The organism is Roseomonas sp. TF40, from assembly GCF_057219975.1.
Genome location: NZ_JBXVVR010000002.1, coordinates 411661 through 436358 on the forward strand (window position 1 = coordinate 411661; position 24698 = coordinate 436358).

Genomic DNA, 24698 nt, shown 5'->3' on the forward strand with positions numbered 1-24698 from the left:
CGCTCAACCAGCCCTTGTGTCGAGCAGCCGGCCCTGGCCGAGGGCCACGCCGCGCGCGCCGGTGGCGACCAGCGCGGCCCAGAGATCCGCGTGGTTCTGCGCGATCACCGGCTTGCCGAGGTCCTGTTCCAGCCCGCGCACGCATTCCACGGCGCGCAGCTGGCCCGAGGGCATCCACACCGCGTCATAGGCGCCGCCGCAGGCTGCCGCACCGCGCCGCGCGGCCTCGGCCAGGGCTTCGGGCGGCACATCCTGCAGGAAGTCGAAATGCGCCGGCACTGTCTCGAGCGCGGCGATGGTCAGGCCCTCTGCCTCGAGATAGGCGCGCAGCTGGCCGTTCAGCACGTCATGGAAGGGTGTGACCGCCAGGATGCGCCGCGCGCCCAGGGCGGCGAAGGCGTCGAGCGCGCAGCGGATGGTGGTCAGGCAGGGAATGCCCGCGGCGTGTTGTGCCATGCGCGCCGTCAACACGCGGTCATGTCCCGGCCCTTGCGAGACGACGATGGGCGAGGCGACGTGCAGGATGGCATCCACCCGTCGCGCCGCAAGATAGGCCACCGCCGCATCCAACTGCGCCAGCGCCTTCGCATATTCATCGGCCTTCCATCCGCCCATGCCGAGCGTGATGCCCACCATGCGCACGCCGGGCGGCGCCGCCGCGATGAAGTCATGCGCGATGGTTTCCAGCACCGTCGGGCTGATGACGCCGACCCTCATCAGAAAGCGGCGCGCAGATCCGCCGCGTTCTCCTCCAGCAGGCGCTTGGCTTCCTCCAGCATGCGCGGATACTCGGCCGAGAAGGTCCAGTTGCGCTCGAGCCGCGCGGTGGTGACGAAGGCATCCCATTCCGGCGTGGTGGTCACCTTGTTCAGCGCCTCGATCAGCCGGTTGCGGATGTTGTCGGGCAGGCCGGGCGGGGCGGCGACGCTGCGCAGCACGGTGATGCCGGCCAGCCGCTGCAGGCCGAGATCGTTCAGCGCCGGCGTGCTCGCCATGCGCTCGTCACGCACCGCATCCCAGGACAGGATCGGCCGCACGCTGCCCTGCGTCACATGGTCGGTCCAGAGCGAGGGGCCGAGCGAGGCGACATCGACATCGCCGCGCACCGCGCCGAGCACCAGTTCGGGCGGGCCCTGCAGCGAGACGAAGGCGACGCGGAAGCCGAGCGCGCGGCCGAGCATCGCGCATTGCATCGCGCCCGTGCTGATGCCGCCGAAGGTGCCGCAGCGCACCGGCGTGGTCGCGCCGCGCATCTGGTCGAGCGACTGGAAGCGCGAGCGGGCGGAGAGCACCATGGTCTGCGTACCGGCCGACCAATGGCCGAGCCAGGTCAGGCGCAGCACGTCGAAGGGCTGCGGCTGCACGAGCGCGAGGCCCATCTGCGCCACGGGGTCGCCCACGCCCAGCGTCGCGCCATCGGGCGCGGCGCGGAACAGGCGGTTGTAGCCATTCGCACCAGGGATGTTCTGCACCGCCACCGGCACGCCGAGTTCGCGCGAGAGCAGCGGTGCCGCGGTGCGGATGTTGCGGTCGGCCAGGGAGCCGGCGGTGAAGGGCACGATGACCTCGATCGCGCGCGTGGGCTGCCAGCCCTGGGCCCGGGCGCCAAGCGGCAGGCCAAGCAGCAGCGCGATGAGGGTGAGTCGCAGGACGAACATCGAGGACGCCTCCGGTACGTTGCGGCGACGAGGATTGCACCGCCCCGCGCATCGCGCCAGGGGCTGCACGTCTTGAACCGCCGCGCGGGCTGGCGCAGGCTGTCGCGCATGAGCGCTCCTGCCCTCGAACTCATCGGCCTGCGCACGGAATTCCGCATCGGCGGGCGCTGGCATCCGGCGGTGCGCGACCTCTCCCTCACGCTGATGCCGGACGAAACCCTGGCGCTGGTTGGGGAGAGCGGCTGCGGCAAGTCGGTGACCGCGCTCTCCGTGATGGGCCTGGTGCAGCCGCCCTTCGGGCGCGTCGCGGCCGGGCGGATCAGGCTGGCGGGGCGCGACCTCGCCGGGCTTTCGGAAGCCGAGCTGGAGAAGATCCGCGGCGACCGGATGGCGATGATCTTCCAGGAGCCGATGACCTCGCTCAACCCCGTGATGACGGTGGGCGACCAGGTGGCCGAGGCCCTGCGCCTGCATCGCGGGCTGGATCGTCGCACCGCGCTGGCGCGCGCACGCGCCCTGTTCGAGGAGGTGAAGATCCCCTCCGCCGCCGCGCGCCTCAGCGAGTATCCGCACCAATTCTCCGGCGGCATGCGCCAGCGCGTGATGATCGCCATCGCCCTGGCCTGCGAGCCCGCCGTGCTGCTGGCGGATGAGCCGACCACGGCGCTGGATGTGACGATCCAGGCGCAGGTGCTCGGCCTGCTCGCGGATCTGCGCGCGAAGCACGGCATGGCGGTGCTCTTCATCACGCACAACCTCGGCGTGGTGGCGCAGATCGCGGACCGCGTGGCGGTGATGTATGCCGGCGAGATCGTCGAGCAGGGGCCGGTGGCGGCGATCTTCGACCGCCCGCAGCACCCCTACACGCGGGCCTTGTTCTCCGCGATCCCGCGGCTCGACCAGCCGGGCCAGGCCTTGAGCGCGATCGGCGGGCGCGTGCCGCCGCTCGACGCCATGCCGCCCGGCTGTCGCTTCGCCGCGCGCTGCCCGATGCGCCGCACGGGCTGCGCGCAGGAACAGGCCTTGATCGAGGTGGCGCCCGGCCATGCGGCGCGCTGCCATGTGGCGACAGGAGCAATGATCGCGTGCTGACAAGACTGCTCGACCAGGAGAGGCCTTCCATCGTGCTGCAGGTCGATGGCGTGGGCATCGCGGCGAAGCAGGGCGACACGCTGCTGACCGCGATCCTCGCCGCCGGGCTGGGGCATGTGCGGACCTCGGAGTTCGGCGATGGCGGGCGCGCGGGATTCTGCTGGATGGGTGCCTGCCAGGAATGCTGGGTGATGGTGGTGGGTCAAGGCTTGCGCCGCGCCTGCTCGACCCTCGCCGAGGCCGGCATGCAGGTGGTGCGGCGATGAGCGTGGTCGTCATCGGCGCCGGCCCGGCCGGCATCCGCGCCGTGGAGCAGCTTGTGCGCGCGGGGCTGCGCCCGGTCTGGATCGAGGAATCGCCCGATGGCGGCGGGCGAATCACGCAGCGCCCGCCAGCCGGATTCAAGCGCGATCCCCGCGCGCTCTACGGCGCCGATGCGGGGCGCGCGCGGCGGCTGCACGGCACGCTCGATGCGCTGAAACGCGAAAGCGATTGGCGGCCCGGCACGCTGGTGTGGAACATCCGCCCGCGGGAGCGCGTGCTGCACCTGCTGCAGGGTGGCGGCCAGCAATCGGAGCTGCGCTACGACGCGCTGATCCTGTGCACCGGCGCGATGGATCGCGTGGTGCCGATGCCGGGCTGGACGCTGCCGGGTGTCACCACCCTGGGCGGCGCGCAGGTGGCGCTGAAGGCGCAGGGCGTGGCGGTGGGGGCGCAGCCCGTGCTGATGGGCACCGGCCCGCTACTCTGGCTCACCGCGCTGCAATACGCCAAGGCGGGGGCGATGCCCGCGCTGGTGCTGGACACGACCGACACGCTCACCAAGCTGCGCCACATCCCCGCGCTGCTCGGCAATCTGCCGACGACGCTGCGCGGCATCGGGATCAACCTCTCCCTCAAGCTGCGCGGCGTGCCCCTGGTGGCGGATGCGACGCCGATCGCCATCGAGGGCGAGGGCGCCGTGCAGGCGTTGCGCTGGCGCGATGCGGCCTGGCGCGAGCATGTCACGCCCTGCGACGCGGTGGCGATGGGCTGGGGGCTGAAGCCCGAGGCGCAGCTTGCCGATCTTGCGGGCGTGCCCTTCGATTTCGATGAGGTACAGCACAATTGGATTCCCCGCCGCGACGCCGCGGGGCGTGCGCCGGTGGCGGGCGTCTATCTCGCCGGCGATGGCGCGGGCATCGGCGGCGTGGAGGTGGCGGAGTTGTCGGGCACACGCGCCGCCCTCGCGCTGCTCGCGGATCGGGGTGTCGCGGTCGATGCGGTCCATCTTCGCGCGCTTGACCAAAAACTCGCCGCCGAGGCGCAGTTCCGCCAGGCGCTGGAGCGCAGCTTCCCCTATCCCCGGAAGCTCGCGCGCAGCATGCCGGACGCGACGCTGCTCTGCCGCTGCGAGGCGATCACGGCGGGCGAACTGCGTGGTGCGGCGCTGGCCGATGCGCCGGAGATGAACCGCGCCAAGGCCCTCTCCCGCGTCGGCATGGGCCGCTGCCAGGGGCGCGTCTGCGGCCCGCCCGCGGCCGAGGTGCTCGCGGGTGCCTTGGGTGTCGAGACGCGCGCGGTGGGGCGCCTGCGCGGCCAGCCGCCCGTGAAGCCCATCCCCGTGCAGCAGGTGCCGGCATGATGCGCGACGCCGATGTGCTGATCCTGGGTGGCGGCGGCGCGGGCTGCTCGGCGGCGCTGCATCTCGCGCAGCGCGGGGCGAAGGTTGTGCTGCTCGAACGCGGGCTGATCGGCAGCCAGGCGACGGGGGTGAACCATGGCGGCGTGCGCCAGCAGGGGCGCCACCCGGCGGAACTGCCGCTCGCCATCAAGTCGCGCGCCATCTGGGGGCGGCTGCGCGAGATCACCGGCACGGATGCCGAATTCGATCCTTGCGGCCACCTGAAACTCGCGCGCAGCGAGGCGGAGGAGGCCGAGCTGCTGCGCTGGAACGCGATGGCCGCGCAATATGGCCTCAGGCCGCGCATGATCGGGCGCAACGCGATCCGCGCCGACCATCCCTATTTCGGCGCGCAGGTCGTGGCTGGCAGCCTGCTGGAGGAGGATGGCAGCGCCAATCCGCGCCTGCTCGCCCCGGCGCTGGCGCGCACCGCGCGCGCGGCGGGGGCGACGCTGCTGGAACATCACGCCGTCACCGATATCCTGCATGACGGCAAGCACTTCACCCTGACCGCGCAGGGCAGCCATTTCCGCGCGCCGATCCTGCTGAACTGCGCCGGCTTCTGGGGCGGCGAGGTCGCGAAGCGCTTCGGCGAGCCCGTGCCGGTCGAGCCGCTGCACCCGAACATGCTGGTGACGGAGCCGCTGCCCTATTTCTGCCCGCACAATGTCGGCGTGGTGGGCGGCGACGTGTATCTGCGCCAGATTCCGCGCGGCAACGTGATCTTCGGCGGCGGGCGTGGGGAGGGCGACCCGGCGGTGCCCGTCACGCGCCCGCGCCCCGACGCGGCCTTCGCCGCGATGACGCGCGCCATCGCGCTGATCCCGCGCCTCGCCGAGGCGATGGTGATCCGCAGCTGGACCGGCATCGACGGGCAGATGCCCGATGTGCTGCCGGTGCTTGGCCCTTCGCGCACCACCAAGGGGCTGATCCACGCCTTCGGATTCTCGGGGCATGGCTTCATGCTCGGCCCCGGCGTCGGCGCCGTGCTGGCGGAGCTTGTGCTGGACGGCAGGACCGACGTGCCGCTGGAAGGCTTCGACATATCGAGGTTTGCGGTCCAGGATGCCGGCGAGGATGTCTGGAAAACCAGGTTGTGAGGGGAGAGGGATGATGCGGGGTTGGCGGGCGGCGCTGCTGGGCAGCGCGATGGCTCTGGCGAGTGTGTTCGGCGCGAACGCGCAAACGGGACCCACCTTGCGCGTCGGCATGGCGGCGCAGGATGTGGGGCGGCTCGATCCGCATTTCGCGGTCTCGACGATCGATCGTGTGGTCGTCGCCTGGATGTTCAACGGCCTGGTGCGCTTCAAGCCCGGCTCCATCGATCCTGCCGAGATCGAGCCCGATCTCGCCGAGCGCTGGGAGAGCAGCGCGGATGGCAAGACCTGGACCTTCCACCTGCGCCGCGGCGTGCAGTTCCATGGCGGCTTCGGCGAACTCACGGCCGAGGACGTGGTCTTCAGCCTGCGGAAATCCGGCACCGCCGCGACCTCGGCCTTCTCGGCCGATTACCGCGCCTTCGAGAGTGTCACGGCGGTGGACAGCCACACCGTGCGCATCGTGCTGCGCGAGAATGTGCCGAGCCTGCTCGGCATCCTCACCAACTACTCGGGCGGCTACATCGTCTCCCGCCGCGCGGTGCAGGAGCGGGGCGACAGCTTCGTGCGCAACCCGATCGGCACCGGCCCCTTCGCGCTGGACCGCGTGACGCCGAACCAGTCGGCCGAGCTGGTCGCGCATCCGCAGTATTTCCGCGGCGCGCCGCAGATCGGGCGGATCAGCTACCGCTTCATCCCCTCCGACGCCTCGCGCGACCTGGCCTTCCAGAACCGCGAGCTGGATCTCAACTACGGCCGCGCCGACCAGACCTGGATCAACCGCACGCGGCAGATCCCGAACACGACGGTGGATGTCTTCGAGCCCGGCGAGCTCGCCATCCTCAACCTCAACACCTCCATGCCGCCCTTCAACGACATCCGCGTGCGCCAGGCGCTGGCCCATGCGGTGAACCGGACGGAGCTGGTGCGCTTCCGTGGCCAGGATGTGAGCCGCGAGGGCCAGTCCCTGGTGCCGCGCGGCTATCTCGGCTTCACCAACCAGGTGCCGCTGCTGCCGCATGACCCGGCGCGCACCCGCGCGCTGCTGGCGGAGGCCGGACACCCGAACGGGCTGACCGTGCGCGTCATCCACACGCAGCTGCCCGAGATGCTGAACATGATGCAGGTGGTGCAGCAGCAGCTGCGCCGCTCGGGCATCACGCTCGACTTGCAGGTGGTGGAGCACGCGACCTTCCACCAGCAGATCCGCCAGAACCTCTCGCCGCTGGTCTACTACGCGGCGGCGCGCTTCCCGGTGGCGGACATCTACCTGACGCAGTTCTACCACGGGCGCTCGCGCGTGCTCACACCGACCGCCGTGACGAATTTCTCGCATTGCGATCAGGCGGATGCCCAGATCGACGCGGCGCGGGTCAGCACCAACATCGAGGAGCAGAAGCGCCTCTGGGCCGAGGCGCAGCGCATCCTGGTGCAGAATGTCTGCGGCGTGCCGCTGCTGGAGACGCTGCTGGTCTTCGCGCGGCGCGACAACCTCGACTACGGCTACCAGCTGCGCGGCTCCATGTCGCTCGGCCCGCTCATCACCGAAGCCACCCGGCTGCGGTGAGCAGGGGCGCGCCGGGCGCATGATCCACTTCATTGCCCGGCGCGTGCTGGCGGCGGTGCCGACGCTGATCGCGGTGCTGACGTTGGTCTTCGTGATCGTGCGCATCGTGCCGGGCGACCCGGCGCTGGTGATCCTGGGCGACCAGGCCACGCCCGAGGCCATCGCCGCGCTGCGCACACGGCTCGGCCTCGATCGCGCGCTCTGGGTGCAGTATCTCGCCTTCCTCGGCGATGCGCTGCGCGGCGATTTCGGCGTCTCCATGGTCACGGGCCGTTCCATCACGGCCGAGGTCGGCGCGGTGCTGCCGCACACCATCGACCTCACCCTGGCGGCGATGGTCTTCGGGGTGGTCATCGGCGTGCCGGTGGGCATCTGGGCGGCGCTCAACCGCAATGGCGTGGTCGATGTGCTGGCGCGGCTGGTCTCGCTGGTCGGCCTTTCCTTCCCGGTCTTCGTCTCGGGCATCTTCCTGCTGCTCGCCTTCGCGCTGCACTGGCGCATCTTCCCGGTGATCGGCAGCGCCAACCTGGAAGACTATGGCGATCGCGCACACAAGCTCATCCTGCCCGCCATCACGCTCGGCCTGGTGATGGCGGCCTACATCACGCGAGTGACGCGCAGCGCGATGCTGCAATCCCTCGGCGAGGACTACATCCGCACGGCGCGCGCCAAGGGCGTGCCCTGGCGGCGCGTGGTCTGGGTGCATGGCCTGCGCAACGCCTCCCTGCCCATCGTCACCGTGGTGGGGCTCTATGTCGGCATCCTGCTCGGCAATTCGGTGCTGACCGAGATCGTCTTCAACCGCCCGGGACTGGGCAAGATCATCGTCGGCGCGCTGAACCAGCGCGACTACACGATGCTGCAGGGGCTGATGGTGATCTACTGCTTCCTGATCGTGGTGGTGAATCTGGTCACGGACCTGCTCTACGGCGTGCTCGACCCGCGGGTGAAGCAGGCATGAGCGAGAGCGCCGAGATCGTTCTCGCCCCGCCGCCCGCCGCCTGGAAGCGCGCGCTCGGCAAGGCGCGCGCCAACCCCACCACCATGGCCGGCGCGCTCATCTGCCTGCTCATCCTTCTCTCGGCGGTCTTCGCGCCCTGGCTTGCGCCGCATGACCCGAGCGAGCAGGACATCCTCAATCGCCTGCAGCCGCCCAGCGCGGAATTCCTGCTGGGCACGGACCAGTTCGGCCGCGACATCCTCTCGCGCCTGATGTGGGGCGGGCAGATCTCGCTCACCGTCTCGCTCGGCGCCATCGCGGCGGCGATGGTGATCGGCGGGATCATCGGCATGGTCTCGGGCTATGTCGGCGGCAGGTTCGACCTGTTCGTGATGCAGGTGATGGATGTGCTGCTCTCCTTCCCCTCGCTCATCCTCGGGCTGATCGTGGTCGCGCTGCTGGGGCCGGATCTGGTGAACCTCGTCGTCGCCATCGCGCTGACCGCCATCGCGCCTTTCGCGCGTGTCGCCCGCGCGCCGACCCTGGCGCTGAAGGAGCGCGCCTTCGTCGAGGCCGGGCGCGCGCTGGGCTTCAGTCATCTGCGCATCCTCTTCGGCCATATCCTGCCCAACATCCTCTCCGAGGTGATGGTGATGGGCACGCTGTGGCTGGCCACCGCGGTGCGGGTGGAGGCGTCGCTCTCCTTCATCGGGCTCGGTGTGAAGCCGCCCACCCCGACCTGGGGCGGCATGACGCGCGACGGCTTCGAGAACATCCTGGACGCGCCCTGGCTCGCGGTGTTTCCCGGTGTGGCGATCCTGCTGCTGGTGCTTGGGTTGAACATGGTGGGGGATGGGCTGCGCGACGCGACGGACCCGAAACTTCGCAATGAGTGAGAAGTTATCTTTTTGCCCTCAGGCGCCGGGCGCTCCAGCCTTCGCTTTGCTACGGCCTTGCGGCAGTGCCGCAAGCCGCGCGCTTGGCTCGCCGGACTGCCGGCGGCGGCCATTCGGCCGCTCGGCCCGAAAGACGGGCCGCCTTGCCCGTGTTTTCTCATGAACGAGCCCGTGCTGATCGTCGAAGGGCTGCGCAAGCACTTCGTCTCCACGAAGGGCTTTCCGCGCGCCCGCACGGTCACGGTGCGCGCGGTGGAGGACATCTCCTTCCGCATCCATGCGGGCGAGGCCTTCGGCCTGGTCGGCGAGAGCGGCTGCGGCAAATCCACCGCCGCGCGCGCCCTGCTGCGCCTGATCGAGCCCGATGCCGGGCGCGTCACCTGGAAGGGCGAGGATGTGCTGGCCGCGCGCGGCGCGCAGTTGAAGGCGCTCCGGCGGCGCATGCAGATCGTCTTCCAGGATCCCTATTCCTCGCTCGATCCGCGCCAGAGCATCGGAAGTGCGCTGATGGAGCCGATGCGTGTGCATGGCATCGCCGAGGGCGCGGAGGCCCGTCGCCGCGCCGGCGCGCTGCTGGAAGAGGTCGGCCTGCCGCCCGCGGCGCTGGATCGCCTGCCGCATGAGTTCAGCGGCGGGCAGCGCCAGCGCATCGGCATCGCCCGCGCGCTGACGGTGGAGCCCGAACTGATCGTGGCGGATGAGCCGGTTTCCGCACTCGATGTGTCGGTGCAGGCGCAGGTGCTGCTGCTGATGCAGGAGCTGCGCAAGCGCCGGGGCCTCGCCTTCCTGTTCGTCAGCCATGATCTGTCGGTGGTGCGCTGGTTCTGCGACCGGGTGGCGGTGATGTATCTCGGCCGCATCGTCGAGGAAGGCCCGGCCGCGCGCGTGCTGGCCGAACCGCTGCACCCCTATGCGCGGATGCTGCGCGAGGCCTCGCCCATTCCCGATCCGTCCCGGCGCGGCGTGCTGCCGCGCATCATCGGCGAGATCCCCTCTGCCGCGAACCCGCCGCCCGGCTGTCCCTTCCACCCGCGCTGCGCCGAGGCGATGCCGCACTGCGCGCGCGACATGCCGCGCTGGAGCGACGCACCCGGCTCAGGGACTCAGGTCCCCTTGGGCGGCGTCGCCTGCCACCTGCACGGGTAAACCCCCCCAGCGCCACCAGGCGGCGGGCAGGGCTTCGGCCGCGCTGGCCGCCGCCGCGCCATCGGCAAAAATCCCGAAGCAGGTGGCGCCCGAACCGCTCATCCGCGCCAGCAGGCAGCCCGGCTGCGCCGCGATGGCGGCGAGCACCGCCGCGATGGGCGGGCAGAGCCCGATGGCCGCGTCCTGCAGATCATTGCCGAGCGGGCGCAGCCACGCGGCCAGGGCGGCGGCATCGGCGAGGCGCCCCGGCTGCGGCGCGGGCTCGGAAAACCCCGGCGCACGGGCGCGAAACACGGCCGGCGTCGCCACGCCGAGGCGCGGATTGGCCAGCAGCAGCCCATGGGCGGGCAGGCCGGGTGCGGCTGAGAGCACCTCCCCCACCCCCTCCATCCGCGCCGGCCGGCTGGCGAGGCAGACCGGCACATCCGCGCCCAGCCTTCCCGCGATCGCCGGCAGGTCCACCCCGGTGACACCCCAGAGCCGCGCGAGGCCGCGCAGCGCGGCGGCCGCATCGGCCGAGCCACCACCGATGCCCGAGGCGACGGGCAGGTTCTTCTCCAGCGCCAGCGCCGCGCCTGCCGGCACGCCCGCGGCTTCCGCCAGCGCCCGGGCGGCCCGCAGCACGAGGTTGTCGGGCTCGGCCACAAGGGCGCCGGCCTCCGGCCCGCTCAGCGTGAGGCTGAGCGCCGCGGCGGGTGCCAGGCGCACCACATCGCCGATGCCGGCAAAGATCGCGAGGCTGTCGAGCAGGTGATAGCCATCCGCGCGCCGGCCGACGACACGCAGGTAGAGATTGACCTTCGCCGGCGCCGCTTCCGTGAGAATGTCAGTCATTTAACCCTCAGACATCGTGCCGAGGGCACGCCTGCGGCGTGACGGGCGCGCGTTCCGCGCGCTTGGCTTCGCGGCGTAAGCCGCGGGCCGCATTCGCGGCCTCGGCCGCCGATGGCGGCCGCAAGTCAATCTGCCCGGCGCGCGGTGGGGGCGGGCAGGCCGTCGCGCAGCTTGGCCTGGATCTTCGGCAGTTCCTCGGGCTCGGGGTCGAGCGCCAGGGCCCGGCGCCACTGGAAGCGCGCCTCGAGCTGCCGCCCGGCGGCCCAGTAGACGTCGCCGAGATGGTCGTTGATCACGCTGTTGCGGGATTCCAGCTCCACCGCGCGCTCCAGCCAGCGGATCGCGCCGGGGATGTCGCCCAGCTTGAACAGCGCCCAGCCGAGGCTGTCCACGATGTTGCCGTCATTGGGCCGCAGCTCCACGGCGCGCTCCAGCATCCGCCGCGCCTCGATCAGGTTCTCGCCGCGCTCGACCCAGGTATAGGCGAGGTAGTTCAGCACATAGGGCTGCTCGGGCGAGAGCGCGAGCGCGCGCTGGAAATCGGCCTCCGCGAGCGGCCAGTTGCCGGCGCGCTCATGGGAGATCCCGCGCGCATAGAGCAGCGGCCAGGCGGTCGGGGTCGCGGTGCCGAGCCGCGCGAGCGCCTGGTCATAGGCGGTGACGGCGGCGGGAAAGCGGCTCTTCACGCGGCGGATGTCGCCCAGCCGTGCCGGTGGCTGCGGCGCCTGCGGCTGCTCGGCCGCCAGGCGCTCCAGCGCCGCCTCGGCCTCCGCCGTGCGGTCCATCCGGTCGAGCAGCAGGGCCCGGCGCAGCGCCGCCACGGGGGCGAGCGGGTCATCCGCCGGCACCTGTTCCAGCAGGCCATAGGCGGTCTGGTAGTGGCGTTCCTCCGCGTATTGCTCGGCCATCAGCAGCAGGGTGGGCGCGAAGCCGGGGCGCAGGCGCAGCGCCAGCCGGGCGAGGATCAGCGCGCCGTCATTGTTGCTCGCGGCCGGCTGGCCGGCGCGCGCCGGAGGTATGGGCTGGCTCGCCAAGGCGGCGGCGAGCGCCAGATGTGCCTCCGCCATGCCTTCCACCGGCGAGGACAGGTTGCGGGCGGAGAGCACCGCGCGGCGTTGCGTTTCCGTGATCGCGAAAAGCGCATAGTCGCTCAGGCCCCGCCCGACGCCCTCGAGCAGGCGCAGCGCCTCTTCCTCCCGGCCCGTGCGGGCGAGGATGCCGGCGCTGAGCTGGACGAAGCGCAAGGAGGGCTCGGGCGTCTCGGCGATGGCCGTGCGGATGGCGCGCTCGGCCTCCCGCGGGCGGCCGGCGAGATCGGCGATCAGGGCCATGTGCAGCGCATGGATGCCGCGCAGCCGCCCCGATTCCGACAGCGGGCGGAGCGTGGCCAGCGCCGCGTCGGTCTGGCCGCGCGCCTGCTGTGACCAGGCCAGCAGGAAGGGCTGGAGAAAGCCGCCCGGCCCGCTGCGGGGCAGGGCGCGGATGCGCGTCTCGGCCCGGTCCCAGCGCCCGGCCTGGGCCTCGGCGCCGATCAGCAGCAGCTGCGCGGCCTGGTTCTCGGGCAGGCGGCGGGCGAGACGCAGCGCATCCGGCCGGCCATCGAGCAGGGCGGCGACGAAGGCGCGGTTGGCCAGCTCAGGCTGGTCCGGGTCGCGGCGCAGGGCTTCCAGCAGCAGGTCGGCGGCCACCGCCGTGTCCGTCTCCGACTGCGCGAGGCGGCCGGCGAGATAGGCGCCGAAGGGGGTGGTGATCTCGCGCGCCTGCAAGGGCGCGGCATTGGCGCTGCCGGGGGGGGTCTGCCCGGCCGCCCCGCAGGCGGAGAGCAGGGCGGCAGCGAGCAGCAGGATCCGGCGGGGGGGCGAGAAAAAGGACATGGCGAGAGATTAGGCTTGCCGGCGGGGGCCGCGCCAGGATGGCGTGGCCGCCCTGCAACAGGCGGTGGGGTGGTGATGCGGCCAGGACACGCCGCCCCCCGCGTCAGGCCAGGGGGCTGCGCCAGACCTGCGTGCCCGCCTTGGAAATCCGTGGCGGGGCGAGCTTGTCGATGGTGCAGGGATGGTCGGCCAGGAGCTGCCAACCGGCCTGGCTCAGCAGGGTCAGCGCCTGGTGCTCCTCCCGCCGGTTGCGGCTGTTCAGCACCAGCCAGCGCAGCTTCTCAGACAGCAGGGTCATCTGGCTGGCGAGGAGCGGCTCGATCAGCCCGCGCATGCTCACGCGCAGGTAGTCGCAGCGCGGCATCTCGGCCAGCAGCTGCTCGGCGGCGGCGGCGCGCGGCGCGAGATCGGCGACGCTGGCGCAGACCTCGGCCTGGAGCAGGCGGAACTCGGCGGCGGTGAAGCTCTGGGCCGAGACGGCGGCGTGCAGCCGGCTGAAGGGCTCGGGTTCCGCCTCCACCGCCAGCAGGCGCGGCGCCAGGCCGCGCCGCTTGGCGCCCATCCCGGCGGCGACGAGCAGGTTGGCGCTGCGCCCACCGAGCGCGAGGCCATGCCATGTCCCTTCCGCCCCCAGGATGCTGCGGGCCAGGGCGATCCATTCGTCCTGCGCCGCGGCCCCGGCCTGTTGCGCGCTCTTGCCCGGCGGCACGCCCAGCAGGGTGGCGTGGGCGGTGGCGAAATCAGCGGGCTCGAAGGCCGGTTCGGGCGTGGATTTCGGCCGGGCGAGCTTCGGGGTGGTGGCGGCGCGCCGGGGCGGCTTCTCCACGGTCGGCGTCGTCGGTGCGACGGCGGGTGGCGCTGCGGGCGCTGTCGCCTCCGTGGCGAATGCCAGGGCCGGGTCTGCAAGCGCGGCGAGAAGTCCGGGTGGCGGCTCGGAAAGCTGTGGTGCTTCGGCGCCGGGTTCAGGCACCGGTTCAGGCGCCTGTGCCGGCTCTGGCTCTGGCTCTGGCGCGGAGGCTGCCTCGGCTACCGCTTCGGGCGCCGGTTCGGGCGTTGGTTCGGGCGCTGCCTCGGCTACAGGTTCGGGCGCTGCCTCGGAGGCTGCCTCGGCCGCCGGTTCGGGCGCTGGTTCACGCACCGCCATGGCCGGGCTGGGGTTCGTCAGCGCCGCGAGCAGGCCGGGCAGCGCCGCCGGCTCGGCGGCACCGGCTGGTTCCAGCAGCGCAAGCAGCGAGGACGGGGCCGGCGCAGCACCAGGCCCAGGGGAAGGGGCAGGGACAGGGGAAAGGGCAGGCGGCGGTGCGGCGGCGCTCGGCGCCGTCACCGGTGCCAGGCTCAGCGCCGCAAGCAATCCGGTGGCTGGAGCCGGTTCCGGGACCGGGGCTTCCGCGGCCGGTTCCGCCGGCGCTTCCCCAGGCGGGTCAGACACGGGTGCAGGAACGGCGGAAACGGGGGCGGGCTGGGCGGGGGCGGCCCCCTGGACCAGGGCGCGCTTCAGCCGCGCTGCCCAATCCTGTCCCGCGCCAAGCTCGTCGGCCATGCCACGCCCTCCAGAAGCCCATGCGGCTCTACCAGCCTCGCCGCGCCCCCTCAACCGGGCATGGCCTATTCGACGCGCGCGCCCGACTGCTCGACCAGCCGGCGCCAGCGCGGCGTGTCCTCCCGCACCAGGGCGGCGGCGGCCTCGGGGCTCTCGCTGGTCACCGCATCATAGCCGAGCGGGCGGAGTGCGGCGCGGAAGGCCTCGCTCAGGCCCACCTGGCGGATCGCCCCGTGCAGGCGCGTCACCTCCGCCTCGGGCGTGGCCGCGGGCACCAGCATCACGTTCCAGGAGCGCACGTCGATGCCGCCCAGCCCCGGCGTCTCGGCGAAGGCCGGCACCTCCGGCAGCAGCGCGAGCCGCCGGCCGGAAGACACACCCAGCAGCTTCACCCGCCCGCCCTGCGCCAGCGGGATCAGGGCCGAGGGCAGATCGGTGCTGCCATCCAGCGTGCCCGCCAGCATGTCGTTCGCCGCCTGCGCGCCGCCGCGATAGGGGATCATGTTGAACTCCACCCCGGCCTCCTTCGCCAGGGCCGAGGAGACGAGGTGGCTGACCGTCGCCACCCCGGCGTTCGAGACGTTGAACTTCCCGGGATTCGCCCGCGCCCAGTCGAGCAGCGCGCCGAGGCTGGTCCAGCCCCGCGCGGCGGCCACCTGGGCGCCGACGGCCAGCACCACGGCGCTGTCGGTGATCTGCGTCACGGGGCGGACGTCGCGCGCCACGTCGAAGGGCATGGAGGGCAGCAGGAAGGGCGCGGCGCAGAGCGTGGCGGCGCCGATGATGCCGATGGTGGTGCCATCCGGCACCGCCTTGGCCACCGCATCGGCGCCGATCATGCCCCCCGCGCCCGAGCGGTTGTCCACCACCACCTGCTGGTCCAGCACCGGGGCGAGGCGATCCGCCAGGATCCGGCCCAGGCTGTCCACCGCGCCGCCGGGCGGAAAGGGCACGATGATGCGCAAGGGCCGGCGCGCCTGGGCGCGGGCGATGGCGGGGGCGAAGAGGGGCGCGGCCAGGGCGCTGCCCAGCAGGGCGCGGCGGGCCAGGTCGAGGCGGTTCATCCGGCAATCTCCCGTTGTGCGACGCAGCACACCGCGGCAGCGTAAGGAGAGGTGATGCCGCCTGCCACTGGAATTCTCGGCCCGCCGCCAATCACCCTTCCCGCCTCGGTTGCCGATGCCCTGCAAGGGTGTCACGCTTTGCGATCCTTGCGCCGCATCATGGAGGAAGGTCACGTCATGAAAGCGCTTCTGGGAGCCCTGTGCGGGATCCTGCTGCTTGCGCCCGCCGCGCGGGCGCAGGATGCCGATCTGCTCGCCCGCGGGCGGCATCTCGTGGAGGTCACGGGTGCGTGCGGCAATTGCCACACGCCGATGGGCCCGCAGGGCCCGATCCCCGGCCGCACCCTCGCCGGCGGCACGGTGTTCGACGAGCCGCCCTTCCGCGCCGTCGCCTCCAACATCACCCAGGACCGCGAGACCGGCATCGGCGCCTGGACCGATGCGCAGATCGCGCGCGCCATCCGCGAGGGCATCCGCCCCGATGGGCGCATCATCGGCCCGCCCATGCCGATCGGGCTCTATCGCGGGCTGAGCGATCGCGACCTTGCCGCCATGGTGGCCTATCTGCGCACCGTGGCGCCGGTGCGCAACGCGGTGGAGGCGAGCGTCTACCGCATCCCGCTGCCGCCGGCCTATGGCCCGCCGATCACCACCGTCGCCGCGCCGGCCGACAATCCCGTCGCGCGCGGCGCCTACCTCGCCGGCCCGGTCGCGCATTGCATCGAATGCCACACGCCGATGGTGAACGGGCACAGCGACTTCGCCCGCACCGGCGCGGGCGGCATGCAGTTCCCCGGCCCCTGGGGGATCTCGGTGGCGCGCAACATCACGCCGCATGCGAACGGGCTGGGGGGCTGGAGCGATGCCGAGATCATCCGCGCCATCACCCAGGGCGTGTCGCGCGATGGCCGGCGCCTCGCCCCGCCCATGGCCTTCTATGCCTATGCCAACATGACGCAGCAGGAGCTCAGCGACCTCGTCGCCTATCTCCGCAGCCTGCCGCCCCAGCCCTGAGACCGGGGCCTTGAGGATACGCGGCCATTTGCCCTTGGTGGTCGCGGGCCGGCCCGTGACCATCACCGGCGGGCCCTTCGATGCACTCCCGCCCGGCGCCTTCGGGGTCTGCCTGGAGATGCAGGCCGAGAAGGCGTGGCTGGCGGAGGTGGCGCTGCCCACGCCGGATTTCGGCCTGCCGGATCCGGCGGCGCTGAAGGCGGCGGTGGGCCAGGTGCTGGCCCAGCTCGCGGCGGCGCCCGAGCGCCCCGTGCATGTCGGCTGCAAGGCGGGCGTGGGGCGCACCGGCCTGTTCCTGGCCTGCCTCGCCCGGGCGGCCGGGGTGGCGGGCGATCCGCTGGACTATGTGCGCGCCCACTACCTGCCGCATGCGGCAGAGACCCCGGCGCAGGAAGAGATGGCGCGCGGCTTCACCTGGCCCTGAGGGGCAGCCGCGCCAGGATCCTGCCGTCGATCAGCAGCAGGCCGAGGCCGATCACCGCCATGCCGGCCAGGTGGCGCGGCGCCAGCGCCTCGCCCAGCACGAAGGCGCCCAGCAGCAGCGCCGTGACCGGCACCAGCAGCGTGACCAGAGAGGTGTTCGTCGCCCCCGCCCCCGCCAGGATGGCGAAGAACAGCGCATAGGCCAGCGCCGTGGCGAAGAGGCCCAGCGCCACCAGCGCCAGCACGGCGGCGGCCGGCGGCGGCGGCAGCGCCCAGGGCTGGTCGATGAGCAGGGCGAGTGGCGCCATCATCAGCACGGAGCACAGGCATTGCCCCGCCGCGACACCGAGCGGCGGCAGCCCCACCCGCTTCAGCCGCCGCGACCACACGCCGGTCAGCCCATAGGAGAGGCAGGCGCCTAGGCACAGCGCGATGCCCAGCGCCTCGTTCCCCGGCCCGGTGGCCAGCAGCGCCGGCCCGGCCAGGATGGCGACGCCGAGCAGCCCGGCCAGCGTGCCGGCCAGGCGGGGGGGCGTCAGCTTCTCGTCCACGGTCAGCAGATGTGCGCTCAGCACCATGAAGACCGGCGTGGCGGCATTCACCACGGCGGCGAGGCCGGAGGGGATGTGCTGCTGGCCCATCACGATCAGGGAGAAGGGGATGGCGTTGTTCAGCAGCCCCATGCCGGCGCAGGCGATCCAGCCCTGCCGCGTATGGGGCAGCGCCAGGCCCAGCAGACGGCAGGCCATCACCAGCACGGCTGCCGCCAGCAGCACGCGCGCGAAGACGATGGTCAGCGGCGGGAAGCCCCGCAGCGCCACCGCCATCAGGAAGAAGGAACTGCCCCAGACCAGGGAGAGGATCAGCAGCAGGCCCCAGAGCCGGGCGGTCATGCGCATGGGCATGGCCCCGGTCTGGCAGGGCGGCACGCCGCCACGCCATCCGCGGGTTGCGCCGGCACGCTCATGCTCAGCTGAAGCCGAACTTCTCCGTCGCCGCGGCCTGCCGCGCCAGGGCCTCGGCGGTCTGGGCGCGGATCTGCTCCACCGTGCCGCTGAGGTCCGCGACCAGCTGGTAGAGCCGCTTCTCGGTCGGCGTGCCGCGATGCACGCCGGGCGTCACGTAGAAGGGCGCGGCATCCGTGATCTGCGCGATCTCGGCCGCGGTCAGCGAGGCATCGGCCGGGGCGCGCTTCACATACCATTGCCGCAGCAGCAGCGGCACGCCGTCGCGCAGCGCCAGCGCGCCCTGGTTGGAATGGTCGATCCGCCAGCGATCGGCGGTGACTTCCTCCAGCGAGATCGGCATGTCGAGCCCGGCGATCTTCACGCCCCACTGCGTGAAGCCGGCCTTGCGGCCATCGCTGGGCGGGCGCAGGCGCGGGCGCTGGCGGGCCGGGATCGCCTTGTCGTCGAAGGCGGCGGCCCAGAGGGCGAGCAGGCGGGTGATCTCATCCGGCTGCTCGATGGCGCGCAGGCGCTGCGCGGGCTGGTGGCCGCTCATGCGCGCCGCGCCGATACGACGATGCCCTGGGTCTTCAAATCCTCGATCTCCGCCTGGGTGTAGCCATGGCGAGCAAGGATCTCGTCGCCGTGCTGGTTGAACGCCGGTGGCACGTCGCGTGTGCCGCCGGGCGTGCGGCTCATCTTGATGGGCGTCCCCAGGCCGCGATACCAGCCGAGCTCCGTCACCATGCCGCGATGAGCGGTATGCGCCGCCTGCATCGCTTCGTCCACATGCAGCACCGGACCCGCCGGCAATCCGGCCTTGAGCATGGCCGCGCAGAGCGCGTGCCCGTCCTCTTCCGCCAGTCGCGCGTCCAGGATCGGCTCCAGCTCGGCCCGGTTGGTCACGCGCAGCGCGTTGGTGGCGAAGCGCGGATCGGTGGGCAGGTCGGGCAGGCCGAGATAGGCGCAGAATTTCCGGAAGGCGGGCTCATTGCCCACGGCGAGGAAGATCTCGCAGGTCCTGGTGCGGAACTTGGAATAGGGGCTGATGTTGGGGTGCGGGTTGCCCGTCGCCTTGGGCCGCTTGTCGTTCAGGAAGTAGTTCGCCGCCTGCGGGTGCAGCAGCGCCATGCCGCAATCATGCAGGCACATGTCGAGGAACTGGCCCTGCCCGCTGCGGCTGCGCTCCTGCAGCGCCATCAGGATGGCGATGCAGGAATAGAGCCCGGTGGCGAGATCGACGATCGGCGTGCCCATGCGCAAGGGCCCGGTATCCGCATTGCCGTTGATGGACATCAGCCCGACCATCGCCTGGATGATCGCGTCATAGCCCGGCAGCGCACCCAGCGGCCCGTCCGGGCCGAAGCCCGACACGCGGCAATGGATCAGGCGCGGGAAGCGCTTGGACAGCACCTCGGCATAGCCGATGCCCCATTTCTCCATCGCACCGGGCTTGTAGTTCTCGATCAGCACATCGGCTTCCTCGAGCAGGCGCAGCAGCACCCGCCGCCCCTCTTCCTTGCCGAGATCGAGCGCGAGGGAGCGCTTGTTGCGGTTCACGCCGATGAAGTAGCTGGCCTCCCCATCATGGAAGGGCGGGCCCCAGTCGCGCACCTCGTCGCCCTGGGGCGGTTCGATCTTGATCACCTCGGCGCCGTGGTCCGACAGGATCATGGTGCAGTAGGGACCGCCCAGCACGCGGGTGAGGTCCACCACCTTGATGCCCGCCAGCGCGCCGGCGGAACGGGCGAGGCCCTTTCCCTCAATTTGCGGGATGGCATCGGTCATGCCGCTTGCTTCCTTCCGAACACCCGGTCGCAGAATTCCGGGTAGGTTTCCAACATCTCGTCGCAGACCGGCCCGCGCAGAAGCGCGAGTTCCGCCGCATTCGGGTCGGCCGTGGCCGGCACGTCATCGGTGGAGTCGAAGTCGAAGCCGGTGGCGGCGCGCACGCTGTCCACGCTCTCGCCCGGATGCAGGCTCGCGAGGGTGAAGCGGCCGCGCTCGGGGCTGAAATGGAACACGCAGCGCCCTGTCACCAGCGCCTGTGCCGTGCCGCGGCGGAACACGCCGGGGGGCGAGAGGCCGGGGGCGGAGATGTTGTCCACGCGCGGCACCAGCACGCGGGGCGAATGCTCCTCGCGGAAGAGGATGGTGCGCGGCGTCATGAAATACATGAAGGCCGAGCCGAAGGAGCCGGGGAAGCGCACGCCCGTGCCGGGCCAGTCGCCCGTGCCGACGAGGTTGAGGTTCGCCTGCCCGTCGATCTGCCCGCCGCCGAGGAAGAACAGGTCGATCCGCCCCTGCCCGGTCAGGTCGAACAACTCGCGCGAGCCCTCGGTGAAGGGATTGCCGCTGCGCTTGTGGAGCAGGGAGAGCCGCACGGGGTGGCCCTGCTTCTTCACCAGCCAGCAGGCCGCGGCCGGGATGGGCGAGGCCGCGCCGACCGCGATGTGGCGCGCCGGCGGCGCCGCCGGATCCAGGATCAGCTTCGCCAGCGCGACTGCCAGGCGCTCCTCCGGAGCGACCGCGAGGCGCTCTTCCAGCTTGATGCTCATTCCGCGGCCCTCGCCGGGGCGGCGTGGACGAAGCGGTCGAGATATTCGGCGAAGCCGGCATCGGTCTTCGCCAGGCGCGCATATTCCGCGACATGCCCCGCATCGAAGCCGTAGTCGTCGAGCAGCGCGACGGGCCAGGCGCCGCGTTCGGCGATGGCGATGCTGTCGATATAGGTCGCGCTGATGCAGCCTGGGGCCAGGCGCTCATCCTCCAGCATGTTGCCGGGGAGGAGGCGCTCCACCGTCGCCAGCACGCGCTTCGACGCATGGGCCAGCGTGCCGAGTTCGCGCCGGCGGCCCACCCAGACATTGCCCTCGGAATCGGCCATCACGCCATGGATCGCGGCGAAATCGGGCGAGAGCGCGGGCAGCAGAACGATAGGATCGCCTGAAGCAGCGAGCGGGTTGTCGATCACCTTCCAATCGGGCCGGTGCGCGAGGATGTCGCTGCCGATCAGCCCGCGCAGGGGCATGAAGGGCACGCCCTTCTCGGCCGCCTGGAGCATGGCGTGGATCGCCGGGCAGGTGGCGTCGCGCACGGTGATCTTCCCGGCCTTCAGCGCCTGGGTGAAGCGCGGCGCGAAGCCGGCCTCGCCGAGCGAGACGGCGGAGGTCTGCACCTCCGCGACACAGCCCGCGCCGATCAGGAGGTCGGTCGCGAAGCCCGAGACCGGCACGCCGAGCAGCCGCAAGCCCCGCACGCCGCGGCGCACAAGTGCGCGGGCCAGGGCGACGGAGGGCAGGGAATTGTCAGGGGGAAGGGCGAGCATCGCGCCATCCGGCACCATCGCGGCCAGGGCATCGAGTGGCCCGATGTTGGGCGGGGGTGGCGTCATCGCGGTCTCCTCACCCGGGTCATCTAGACCCTTGGCGGCGTGGCGCGAAGGCCTTCCGCCCTGCGGTGGCGGCATGGCAGTTTCCGCGCGCCCCTTCGGAAGCCGATCCATGCCCCCAACGCCCAAGCCCGTCACCTTGCATGGCCCGCGCGTGGTGCTGCGCCCCTGGCGACTGCCCGAGGATCTCGACCCGCTCTTCGCGCTGAACGGGGACCCGGCGGTGATGCGCTTCTTCGCCAATACCCATGACCGGGCCGAGAGCGATGCCTGGGGCACGCGCATCGCTGGTCATGTCACCACGCATGGCTGGGGCTTCTGGGTGGTGGAACTGCCGGGTGTGGCGCCGCTGGCCGGCGTGGTCGGGCTGCAGCATGTGGGCTTCGAGGCGCCCTTCACGCCGGCCGTGGAGATCGGCTGGCGCATCGCCGCGCGCTTCCAGCGCCAGGGGCTGGCGGAGGAGGCCGCGCGGCTTGCCCTGGCCTATGGCTTCGGCCCGCTCGCCCTGCCGCGCATCGTCGCCTTCACGCCCCCGGTGAACGAGCCCTCCTGGCGGTTGATGCAGCGGCTGGGGATGAGCGAGGCGATGACCTTCGACCATCCCCGCCTGCCGGAAGGCCACGCCCTGCGGCGGCAGCTACTCTACACGCTGGATCGCGACGCCTGGATGGCGTCCCGCGCGCTTTAGCCCAGGACCTTCGCCAGCAATTCCGCCGTGCGGCCATTGGCGATGGTGGCGGCGCGGCCGTCATAGCTGTGCCCGCCCAGCCGGGCGAAGGCGTGATCGACGCCCGGATAGACATGCACGGCAGCGTGCTTGTGGCCCTTCAGCCCCGCCACGATCTGCGCCTGCGCCTCGGCGGGGACGAACTTGTCCTTTTCGGCGATATGCACCAGCAGCGGCGCCTTGATGCCGCCGGCCTCGCCCAGCAGGCCCTCCAGCCCCACGCCATAGTAGCTGACATTGGCGTCGGCATCGGCGCGCGTCGCCATCATGAAGGCGAGCCGCCCGCCCAGGCAGTAGCCCATCGTCGCCACCTTGCCGTTCGACCCGGGCAGGGCCCGCGCGGCCGCGACCGTGGCCTTCAGGTCGTCCACCGCCTTGTCCTGGTCCATGCCCTTCATGTAGCCGAAGGCCTGTTCCCACTGCGCCTGGCCGGCATCGGGGTCGAGCTCCACGCCCGGCTTCTGGCGCCAGAACAGGTCGGGCGCGATGGCGATGAAGCCCATGCTCGCCGCCCAGTCGGACAGGCCCCGCATGGTGGCGTTCACGCCGAAGATCTCCTGGATCATCACGACCACGCCGCGCGGGGCGTCGCCCGAGGGGCGCGCCACATAGGCGCCGAAGCTGCCCGATCCGTCGGTGGCCTGGATGGTGAGGTGCTGGGACATGGTCATGCTCTCCCTGTTCAGAACGCTTGCGCGGCGGTGGTGGGTGCGGACATACAGCGCCATGCCTCGCCTCGCCATGGCCCTTGCCGTCACGCTTTCAGCCCCGCTGCTGCTGGGTGCCGGCGTCAGCCCCAGCCGCACCACGGCGGAGGTCGAGGCGCTGGGCTGGCGCAAGGCGGAATGGAGCGGCATCCGCCCCGTCACCTTCACCGCCACGCCGGGCGGCGGCATCCGCGTGACCGGCACGGCCCAGGGCGCCTTCCTCTGGCGGCCCGTTCAGGGCGTGGCCACCTGCCTCACCTGGCGCTGGCGGGTGGATGAGGGCCCGCCCCCCACCGACCTCACCCGCCGCGGCGGGGATGACCGCGCCATCGCGGTGGCGGTTGGCTTCAACGGCTTCGGACCGAATATGGGCTTCGCGACCCGCGCCCAGCACGGCATCGCCCAGGCCGCCGCCGGGGATCACCGGCTGCCGCGCTCGGTGCTGTTCTACATCTGGGGCGGCACGGGGCGGGAAGCGCCGGCCGGCACCTTCTTCGCCAGCCCCTGGACCGCCGGGCTGAGCCGCCTGCGCATCATGCGCCCCGCCGACGCGCCGCGCGGGCAGTGGGTGGAGGAACGCGTCGATCTCGGCGCCGATTGGCGCGCCGCCTTCGGTGGCACCGAGGTGCCGGGGCTGCAGGAGATCATGATCTCCGTCGATGTCGAGGACACCAACAGCCGGGTGGATGCGCAGGTGGAGAATATCCGCCTGGTGCCCTGCCGGTGATGCGCGCCGGTTGAAACGCCCCGTGGAAGGCGCATCTGCCGGTCAGCCCCTGGAGTCCCGCCATGCCCGTCGATAGTGCCGAATTCCGCGACGCCATGGCGCGGCTGGGGGCGGCGGTGAACGTCGTGACCACCGATGGTGCCGCCGGGCGCGGCGGGCTGACCGCGAGCGCGGTTTGTTCCGTCACGGATGATCCGCCGACGCTGCTGGTCTGCCTCAACCGCACCAGCCGGGCGAACCTGCTCTGCAAGGCGAATGGCGTGCTCTGCGTGAACACGCTCAGCGCCGAGCAGCGCGCGCTGTCGGATGCCTTCGCCGGGCGCGGCAAGCTCGACATCCCGGCCCGCTTCGCGTTGGGTCGCTGGAGCAGCCTCGCCACCGGGGCGCCGGTGCTGGATGAGGCCGTGGTTTCCTTCGATTGCCGCATCGCCGATGTGGTCGAGAAGGGCACGCACAGCGTGATCTTCGCCGAGATCGAGGCGATCCGCGCCGGGCGCGACGGCACCGCGCTGATCTGGTTCGCGCGCGACTACCATCCGGTCGGCGACGCCGCCTGATCCGCGCCGGGGTTGATCTGGCGCATGGACGCGCGCGCCGCGTGGCGGCAGGCTGGCGCGCATGTTGGCGAATTGTCTCCATAGCCTGACCGCCATCGGCCTGGATGGCCTGGCCGCGGTGGCGGGCGCGCTGTTCCTGGCGGGGCTGGCCGGCGGGTTCACCCATTGCGCGGGCATGTGCGCGCCCTTCGTGCTGGCCCAGGCCGGCGCGCGGGCGGATCGCGCGGCCGCGGGGGGGATGTTCCAGCGCCTCGCCGGGGCGGCGCTGCTGCCCTATCACGCGGGACGGATGCTGGGCTACGCGACCCTCGGCGCGCTGGCCGGCGGCACGGCGGGGCTGCTGAGCGAACTCAGCGGCGTGCGCTACCTGCTGGCTGCCCTGCTGCTGGCCGCCGCGATCCTGATGCTGGTCCAGGCCACGGCCCGGCTACCGCCGCGCTGGCGCCCGCGCCTGCCGGGCGGCGCCGCGCCGTTGGGTGCGGGCCTCGCCGAGGCGCTGGCCCGGCGCGTCGGCCCGCTGCTGGTGGCCCCCACCGGCGGGCGGGGCGTGCTGCTTGGCCTGCTGCTCTCCGCCCTGCCCTGCGGCCTGCTCTATGCCGCGCTGGCGGGCGCGGCGGCGACGGGCAGCGCCCTGGCGGGGGCGATTGCCATGGCCGCCTTCGTGGCCGGCACCACCCCGGCCCTGTTCGGCGTGGCGCTGCTCGGCCGCTTCTTCCTGCGCGGCCGGGGGGCGATGACCCAGGCGGTGGCGGTGGGCCTCTTCGCGCTCAACGGCGTGGTGCTCGGCGCCATGGCCTGGCGCCTCGCGGTCTGAGGGCCCCAGCGCTGCCGCGT

Annotated in this window: 26 protein-coding genes; 14 read left to right on the forward strand and 12 right to left on the reverse strand. The window is 72.1% G+C overall.

Translation table 11 applies throughout. The features are described from left to right. Window positions 1-3: 3 nt before the first annotated feature. Window positions 4-717: an aspartate racemase/maleate isomerase family protein gene (locus AC2D9U_RS07960; protein WP_484747938.1), complete on the reverse strand. Its 714-nt coding sequence runs from the start codon at window positions 715-717 to the stop codon at window positions 4-6. After that, on the reverse strand, window positions 717-1658 hold the full coding sequence (locus AC2D9U_RS07965; RefSeq protein WP_484747939.1) for a tripartite tricarboxylate transporter substrate-binding protein: 942 nt from the start codon (window positions 1656-1658) through the stop codon (window positions 717-719). The genes AC2D9U_RS07960 and AC2D9U_RS07965 overlap by 1 nt, the downstream gene beginning before the upstream one ends. Before the next feature lie 108 nt (window positions 1659-1766). Here AC2D9U_RS07965 and AC2D9U_RS07970 point away from each other — a divergent pair, with 108 nt between their 5' ends. The 8 genes from AC2D9U_RS07970 (at window position 1767) to AC2D9U_RS08005 (ending at window position 10059) form a co-directional block, all read left to right on the forward strand. Then, on the forward strand, window positions 1767-2750 hold the full coding sequence (locus tag AC2D9U_RS07970; RefSeq protein ID WP_484747940.1) for an ABC transporter ATP-binding protein: 984 nt from the start codon (window positions 1767-1769) through the stop codon (window positions 2748-2750). After that, on the forward strand, window positions 2744-3016 hold the full coding sequence (locus AC2D9U_RS07975; protein ID WP_484747941.1) for a (2Fe-2S)-binding protein: 273 nt from the start codon (window positions 2744-2746) through the stop codon (window positions 3014-3016). Before AC2D9U_RS07970 ends, AC2D9U_RS07975 begins: the two co-directional genes overlap by 7 nt. Further along, window positions 3013-4374, forward strand: coding sequence for an FAD/NAD(P)-dependent oxidoreductase (locus AC2D9U_RS07980; protein ID WP_484747942.1), 1362 nt, complete (start codon window positions 3013-3015; stop codon window positions 4372-4374). The genes AC2D9U_RS07975 and AC2D9U_RS07980 overlap by 4 nt, the downstream gene beginning before the upstream one ends. Further along, window positions 4374-5513: an NAD(P)/FAD-dependent oxidoreductase gene (locus AC2D9U_RS07985; RefSeq protein ID WP_484747943.1), complete on the forward strand. Its 1140-nt coding sequence runs from the start codon at window positions 4374-4376 to the stop codon at window positions 5511-5513. Before AC2D9U_RS07980 ends, AC2D9U_RS07985 begins: the two co-directional genes overlap by 1 nt. Before the next feature lie 13 nt (window positions 5514-5526). Then, on the forward strand, window positions 5527-7077 hold the full coding sequence (locus AC2D9U_RS07990) for an ABC transporter substrate-binding protein (protein WP_484747944.1): 1551 nt from the start codon (window positions 5527-5529) through the stop codon (window positions 7075-7077). A gap of 19 nt (window positions 7078-7096) precedes the next feature. Continuing rightward, window positions 7097-8038, forward strand: a complete 942-nt coding sequence (locus AC2D9U_RS07995; RefSeq protein WP_484747945.1) for an ABC transporter permease — start codon at window positions 7097-7099, stop codon at window positions 8036-8038. Beyond that, window positions 8035-8913: an ABC transporter permease gene (locus tag AC2D9U_RS08000; protein WP_484747946.1), complete on the forward strand. Its 879-nt coding sequence runs from the start codon at window positions 8035-8037 to the stop codon at window positions 8911-8913. The genes AC2D9U_RS07995 and AC2D9U_RS08000 overlap by 4 nt, the downstream gene beginning before the upstream one ends. A gap of 159 nt (window positions 8914-9072) precedes the next feature. Beyond that, window positions 9073-10059 carry an ABC transporter ATP-binding protein gene (locus AC2D9U_RS08005; RefSeq protein WP_484747947.1) on the forward strand — a complete coding sequence of 329 codons (987 nt, stop codon included), beginning with the start codon at window positions 9073-9075 and terminating at the stop codon, window positions 10057-10059. Here the strand turns inward: AC2D9U_RS08005 and AC2D9U_RS08010 are convergent. The 4 genes from AC2D9U_RS08010 to AC2D9U_RS08025 all read right to left on the reverse strand — a co-directional run bounded on the left by AC2D9U_RS08010 (window position 10009) and on the right by AC2D9U_RS08025 (window position 15371). Further along, the gene (locus AC2D9U_RS08010; protein WP_484747948.1) at window positions 10009-10893 is read right to left on the reverse strand and encodes a 4-(cytidine 5'-diphospho)-2-C-methyl-D-erythritol kinase; all 885 of its coding nucleotides are present in this window, start codon (window positions 10891-10893) and stop codon (window positions 10009-10011) included. The two genes, AC2D9U_RS08005 and AC2D9U_RS08010, sit on opposite strands and share 51 nt — an antisense overlap. Window positions 10894-11018: 125 nt before the next feature. Further along, entirely contained in the window at window positions 11019-12767 is a 1749-nt protein-coding gene (locus tag AC2D9U_RS08015; RefSeq protein WP_484747949.1) for a tetratricopeptide repeat protein, read from the reverse strand. A gap of 103 nt (window positions 12768-12870) precedes the next feature. After that, complete coding sequence (locus tag AC2D9U_RS08020) at window positions 12871-13737, reverse strand: hypothetical protein (RefSeq protein WP_484747950.1); 867 nt, start codon at window positions 13735-13737, stop codon at window positions 12871-12873. Between the two features lie 635 nt (window positions 13738-14372). Beyond that, window positions 14373-15371 carry a Bug family tripartite tricarboxylate transporter substrate binding protein gene (locus AC2D9U_RS08025; protein WP_484747951.1) on the reverse strand — a complete coding sequence of 333 codons (999 nt, stop codon included), beginning with the start codon at window positions 15369-15371 and terminating at the stop codon, window positions 14373-14375. Between the two features lie 177 nt (window positions 15372-15548). Between AC2D9U_RS08025 and AC2D9U_RS08030 the strand changes: the two genes are divergently transcribed. Both AC2D9U_RS08030 and AC2D9U_RS08035 read left to right on the forward strand, forming a co-directional pair. Then, window positions 15549-16385 (forward strand): c-type cytochrome, encoded by an 837-nt coding sequence (locus tag AC2D9U_RS08030; protein ID WP_484747952.1) that lies wholly within the window; start codon window positions 15549-15551, stop codon window positions 16383-16385. 37 nt (window positions 16386-16422) lie between these two features. Further along, entirely contained in the window at window positions 16423-16809 is a 387-nt protein-coding gene (locus AC2D9U_RS08035; protein ID WP_484748369.1) for a protein-tyrosine phosphatase family protein, read from the forward strand. Here AC2D9U_RS08035 and AC2D9U_RS08040 read toward each other — a convergent pair. From AC2D9U_RS08040 to AC2D9U_RS08060, 5 genes are all read right to left on the reverse strand, one after another. Continuing rightward, window positions 16796-17701 (reverse strand): DMT family transporter, encoded by a 906-nt coding sequence (locus AC2D9U_RS08040; RefSeq protein WP_484747953.1) that lies wholly within the window; start codon window positions 17699-17701, stop codon window positions 16796-16798. The genes AC2D9U_RS08035 and AC2D9U_RS08040 overlap by 14 nt on opposite strands. A gap of 76 nt (window positions 17702-17777) precedes the next feature. Beyond that, window positions 17778-18311 carry a hypothetical protein gene (locus tag AC2D9U_RS08045; RefSeq protein WP_484747954.1) on the reverse strand — a complete coding sequence of 178 codons (534 nt, stop codon included), beginning with the start codon at window positions 18309-18311 and terminating at the stop codon, window positions 17778-17780. After that, the gene (locus tag AC2D9U_RS08050) at window positions 18308-19543 is read right to left on the reverse strand and encodes a CaiB/BaiF CoA transferase family protein (protein WP_484747955.1); all 1236 of its coding nucleotides are present in this window, start codon (window positions 19541-19543) and stop codon (window positions 18308-18310) included. Before AC2D9U_RS08050 ends, AC2D9U_RS08045 begins: the two co-directional genes overlap by 4 nt. Continuing rightward, window positions 19540-20313 (reverse strand): CoA-transferase, encoded by a 774-nt coding sequence (locus tag AC2D9U_RS08055; RefSeq protein WP_484747956.1) that lies wholly within the window; start codon window positions 20311-20313, stop codon window positions 19540-19542. Before AC2D9U_RS08055 ends, AC2D9U_RS08050 begins: the two co-directional genes overlap by 4 nt. Next, on the reverse strand, window positions 20310-21149 hold the full coding sequence (locus AC2D9U_RS08060; protein ID WP_484747957.1) for a CoA transferase subunit A: 840 nt from the start codon (window positions 21147-21149) through the stop codon (window positions 20310-20312). The genes AC2D9U_RS08055 and AC2D9U_RS08060 overlap by 4 nt, the downstream gene beginning before the upstream one ends. A gap of 109 nt (window positions 21150-21258) precedes the next feature. Here AC2D9U_RS08060 and AC2D9U_RS08065 point away from each other — a divergent pair, with 109 nt between their 5' ends. After that, complete coding sequence (locus tag AC2D9U_RS08065) at window positions 21259-21834, forward strand: GNAT family N-acetyltransferase (RefSeq protein ID WP_484747958.1); 576 nt, start codon at window positions 21259-21261, stop codon at window positions 21832-21834. On the opposite strand, the gene AC2D9U_RS08070 is transcribed toward AC2D9U_RS08065, so the two are convergent. Further along, entirely contained in the window at window positions 21831-22538 is a 708-nt protein-coding gene (locus AC2D9U_RS08070) for a dienelactone hydrolase family protein (RefSeq protein WP_484747959.1), read from the reverse strand. The genes AC2D9U_RS08065 and AC2D9U_RS08070 overlap by 4 nt on opposite strands. Before the next feature lie 76 nt (window positions 22539-22614). Here AC2D9U_RS08070 and AC2D9U_RS08075 point away from each other — a divergent pair, with 76 nt between their 5' ends. From AC2D9U_RS08075 to AC2D9U_RS08085, 3 genes are all read left to right on the forward strand, one after another. Then, window positions 22615-23307 (forward strand): DUF3047 domain-containing protein, encoded by a 693-nt coding sequence (locus AC2D9U_RS08075; RefSeq protein ID WP_484747960.1) that lies wholly within the window; start codon window positions 22615-22617, stop codon window positions 23305-23307. 62 nt (window positions 23308-23369) lie between these two features. Next, the gene (locus AC2D9U_RS08080) at window positions 23370-23864 is read left to right on the forward strand and encodes a flavin reductase (protein ID WP_484747961.1); all 495 of its coding nucleotides are present in this window, start codon (window positions 23370-23372) and stop codon (window positions 23862-23864) included. A gap of 61 nt (window positions 23865-23925) precedes the next feature. After that, window positions 23926-24678 carry an urease accessory protein UreH domain-containing protein gene (locus AC2D9U_RS08085; protein WP_484747962.1) on the forward strand — a complete coding sequence of 251 codons (753 nt, stop codon included), beginning with the start codon at window positions 23926-23928 and terminating at the stop codon, window positions 24676-24678. The last annotated feature ends 20 nt before the right edge of the window (window positions 24679-24698 follow it).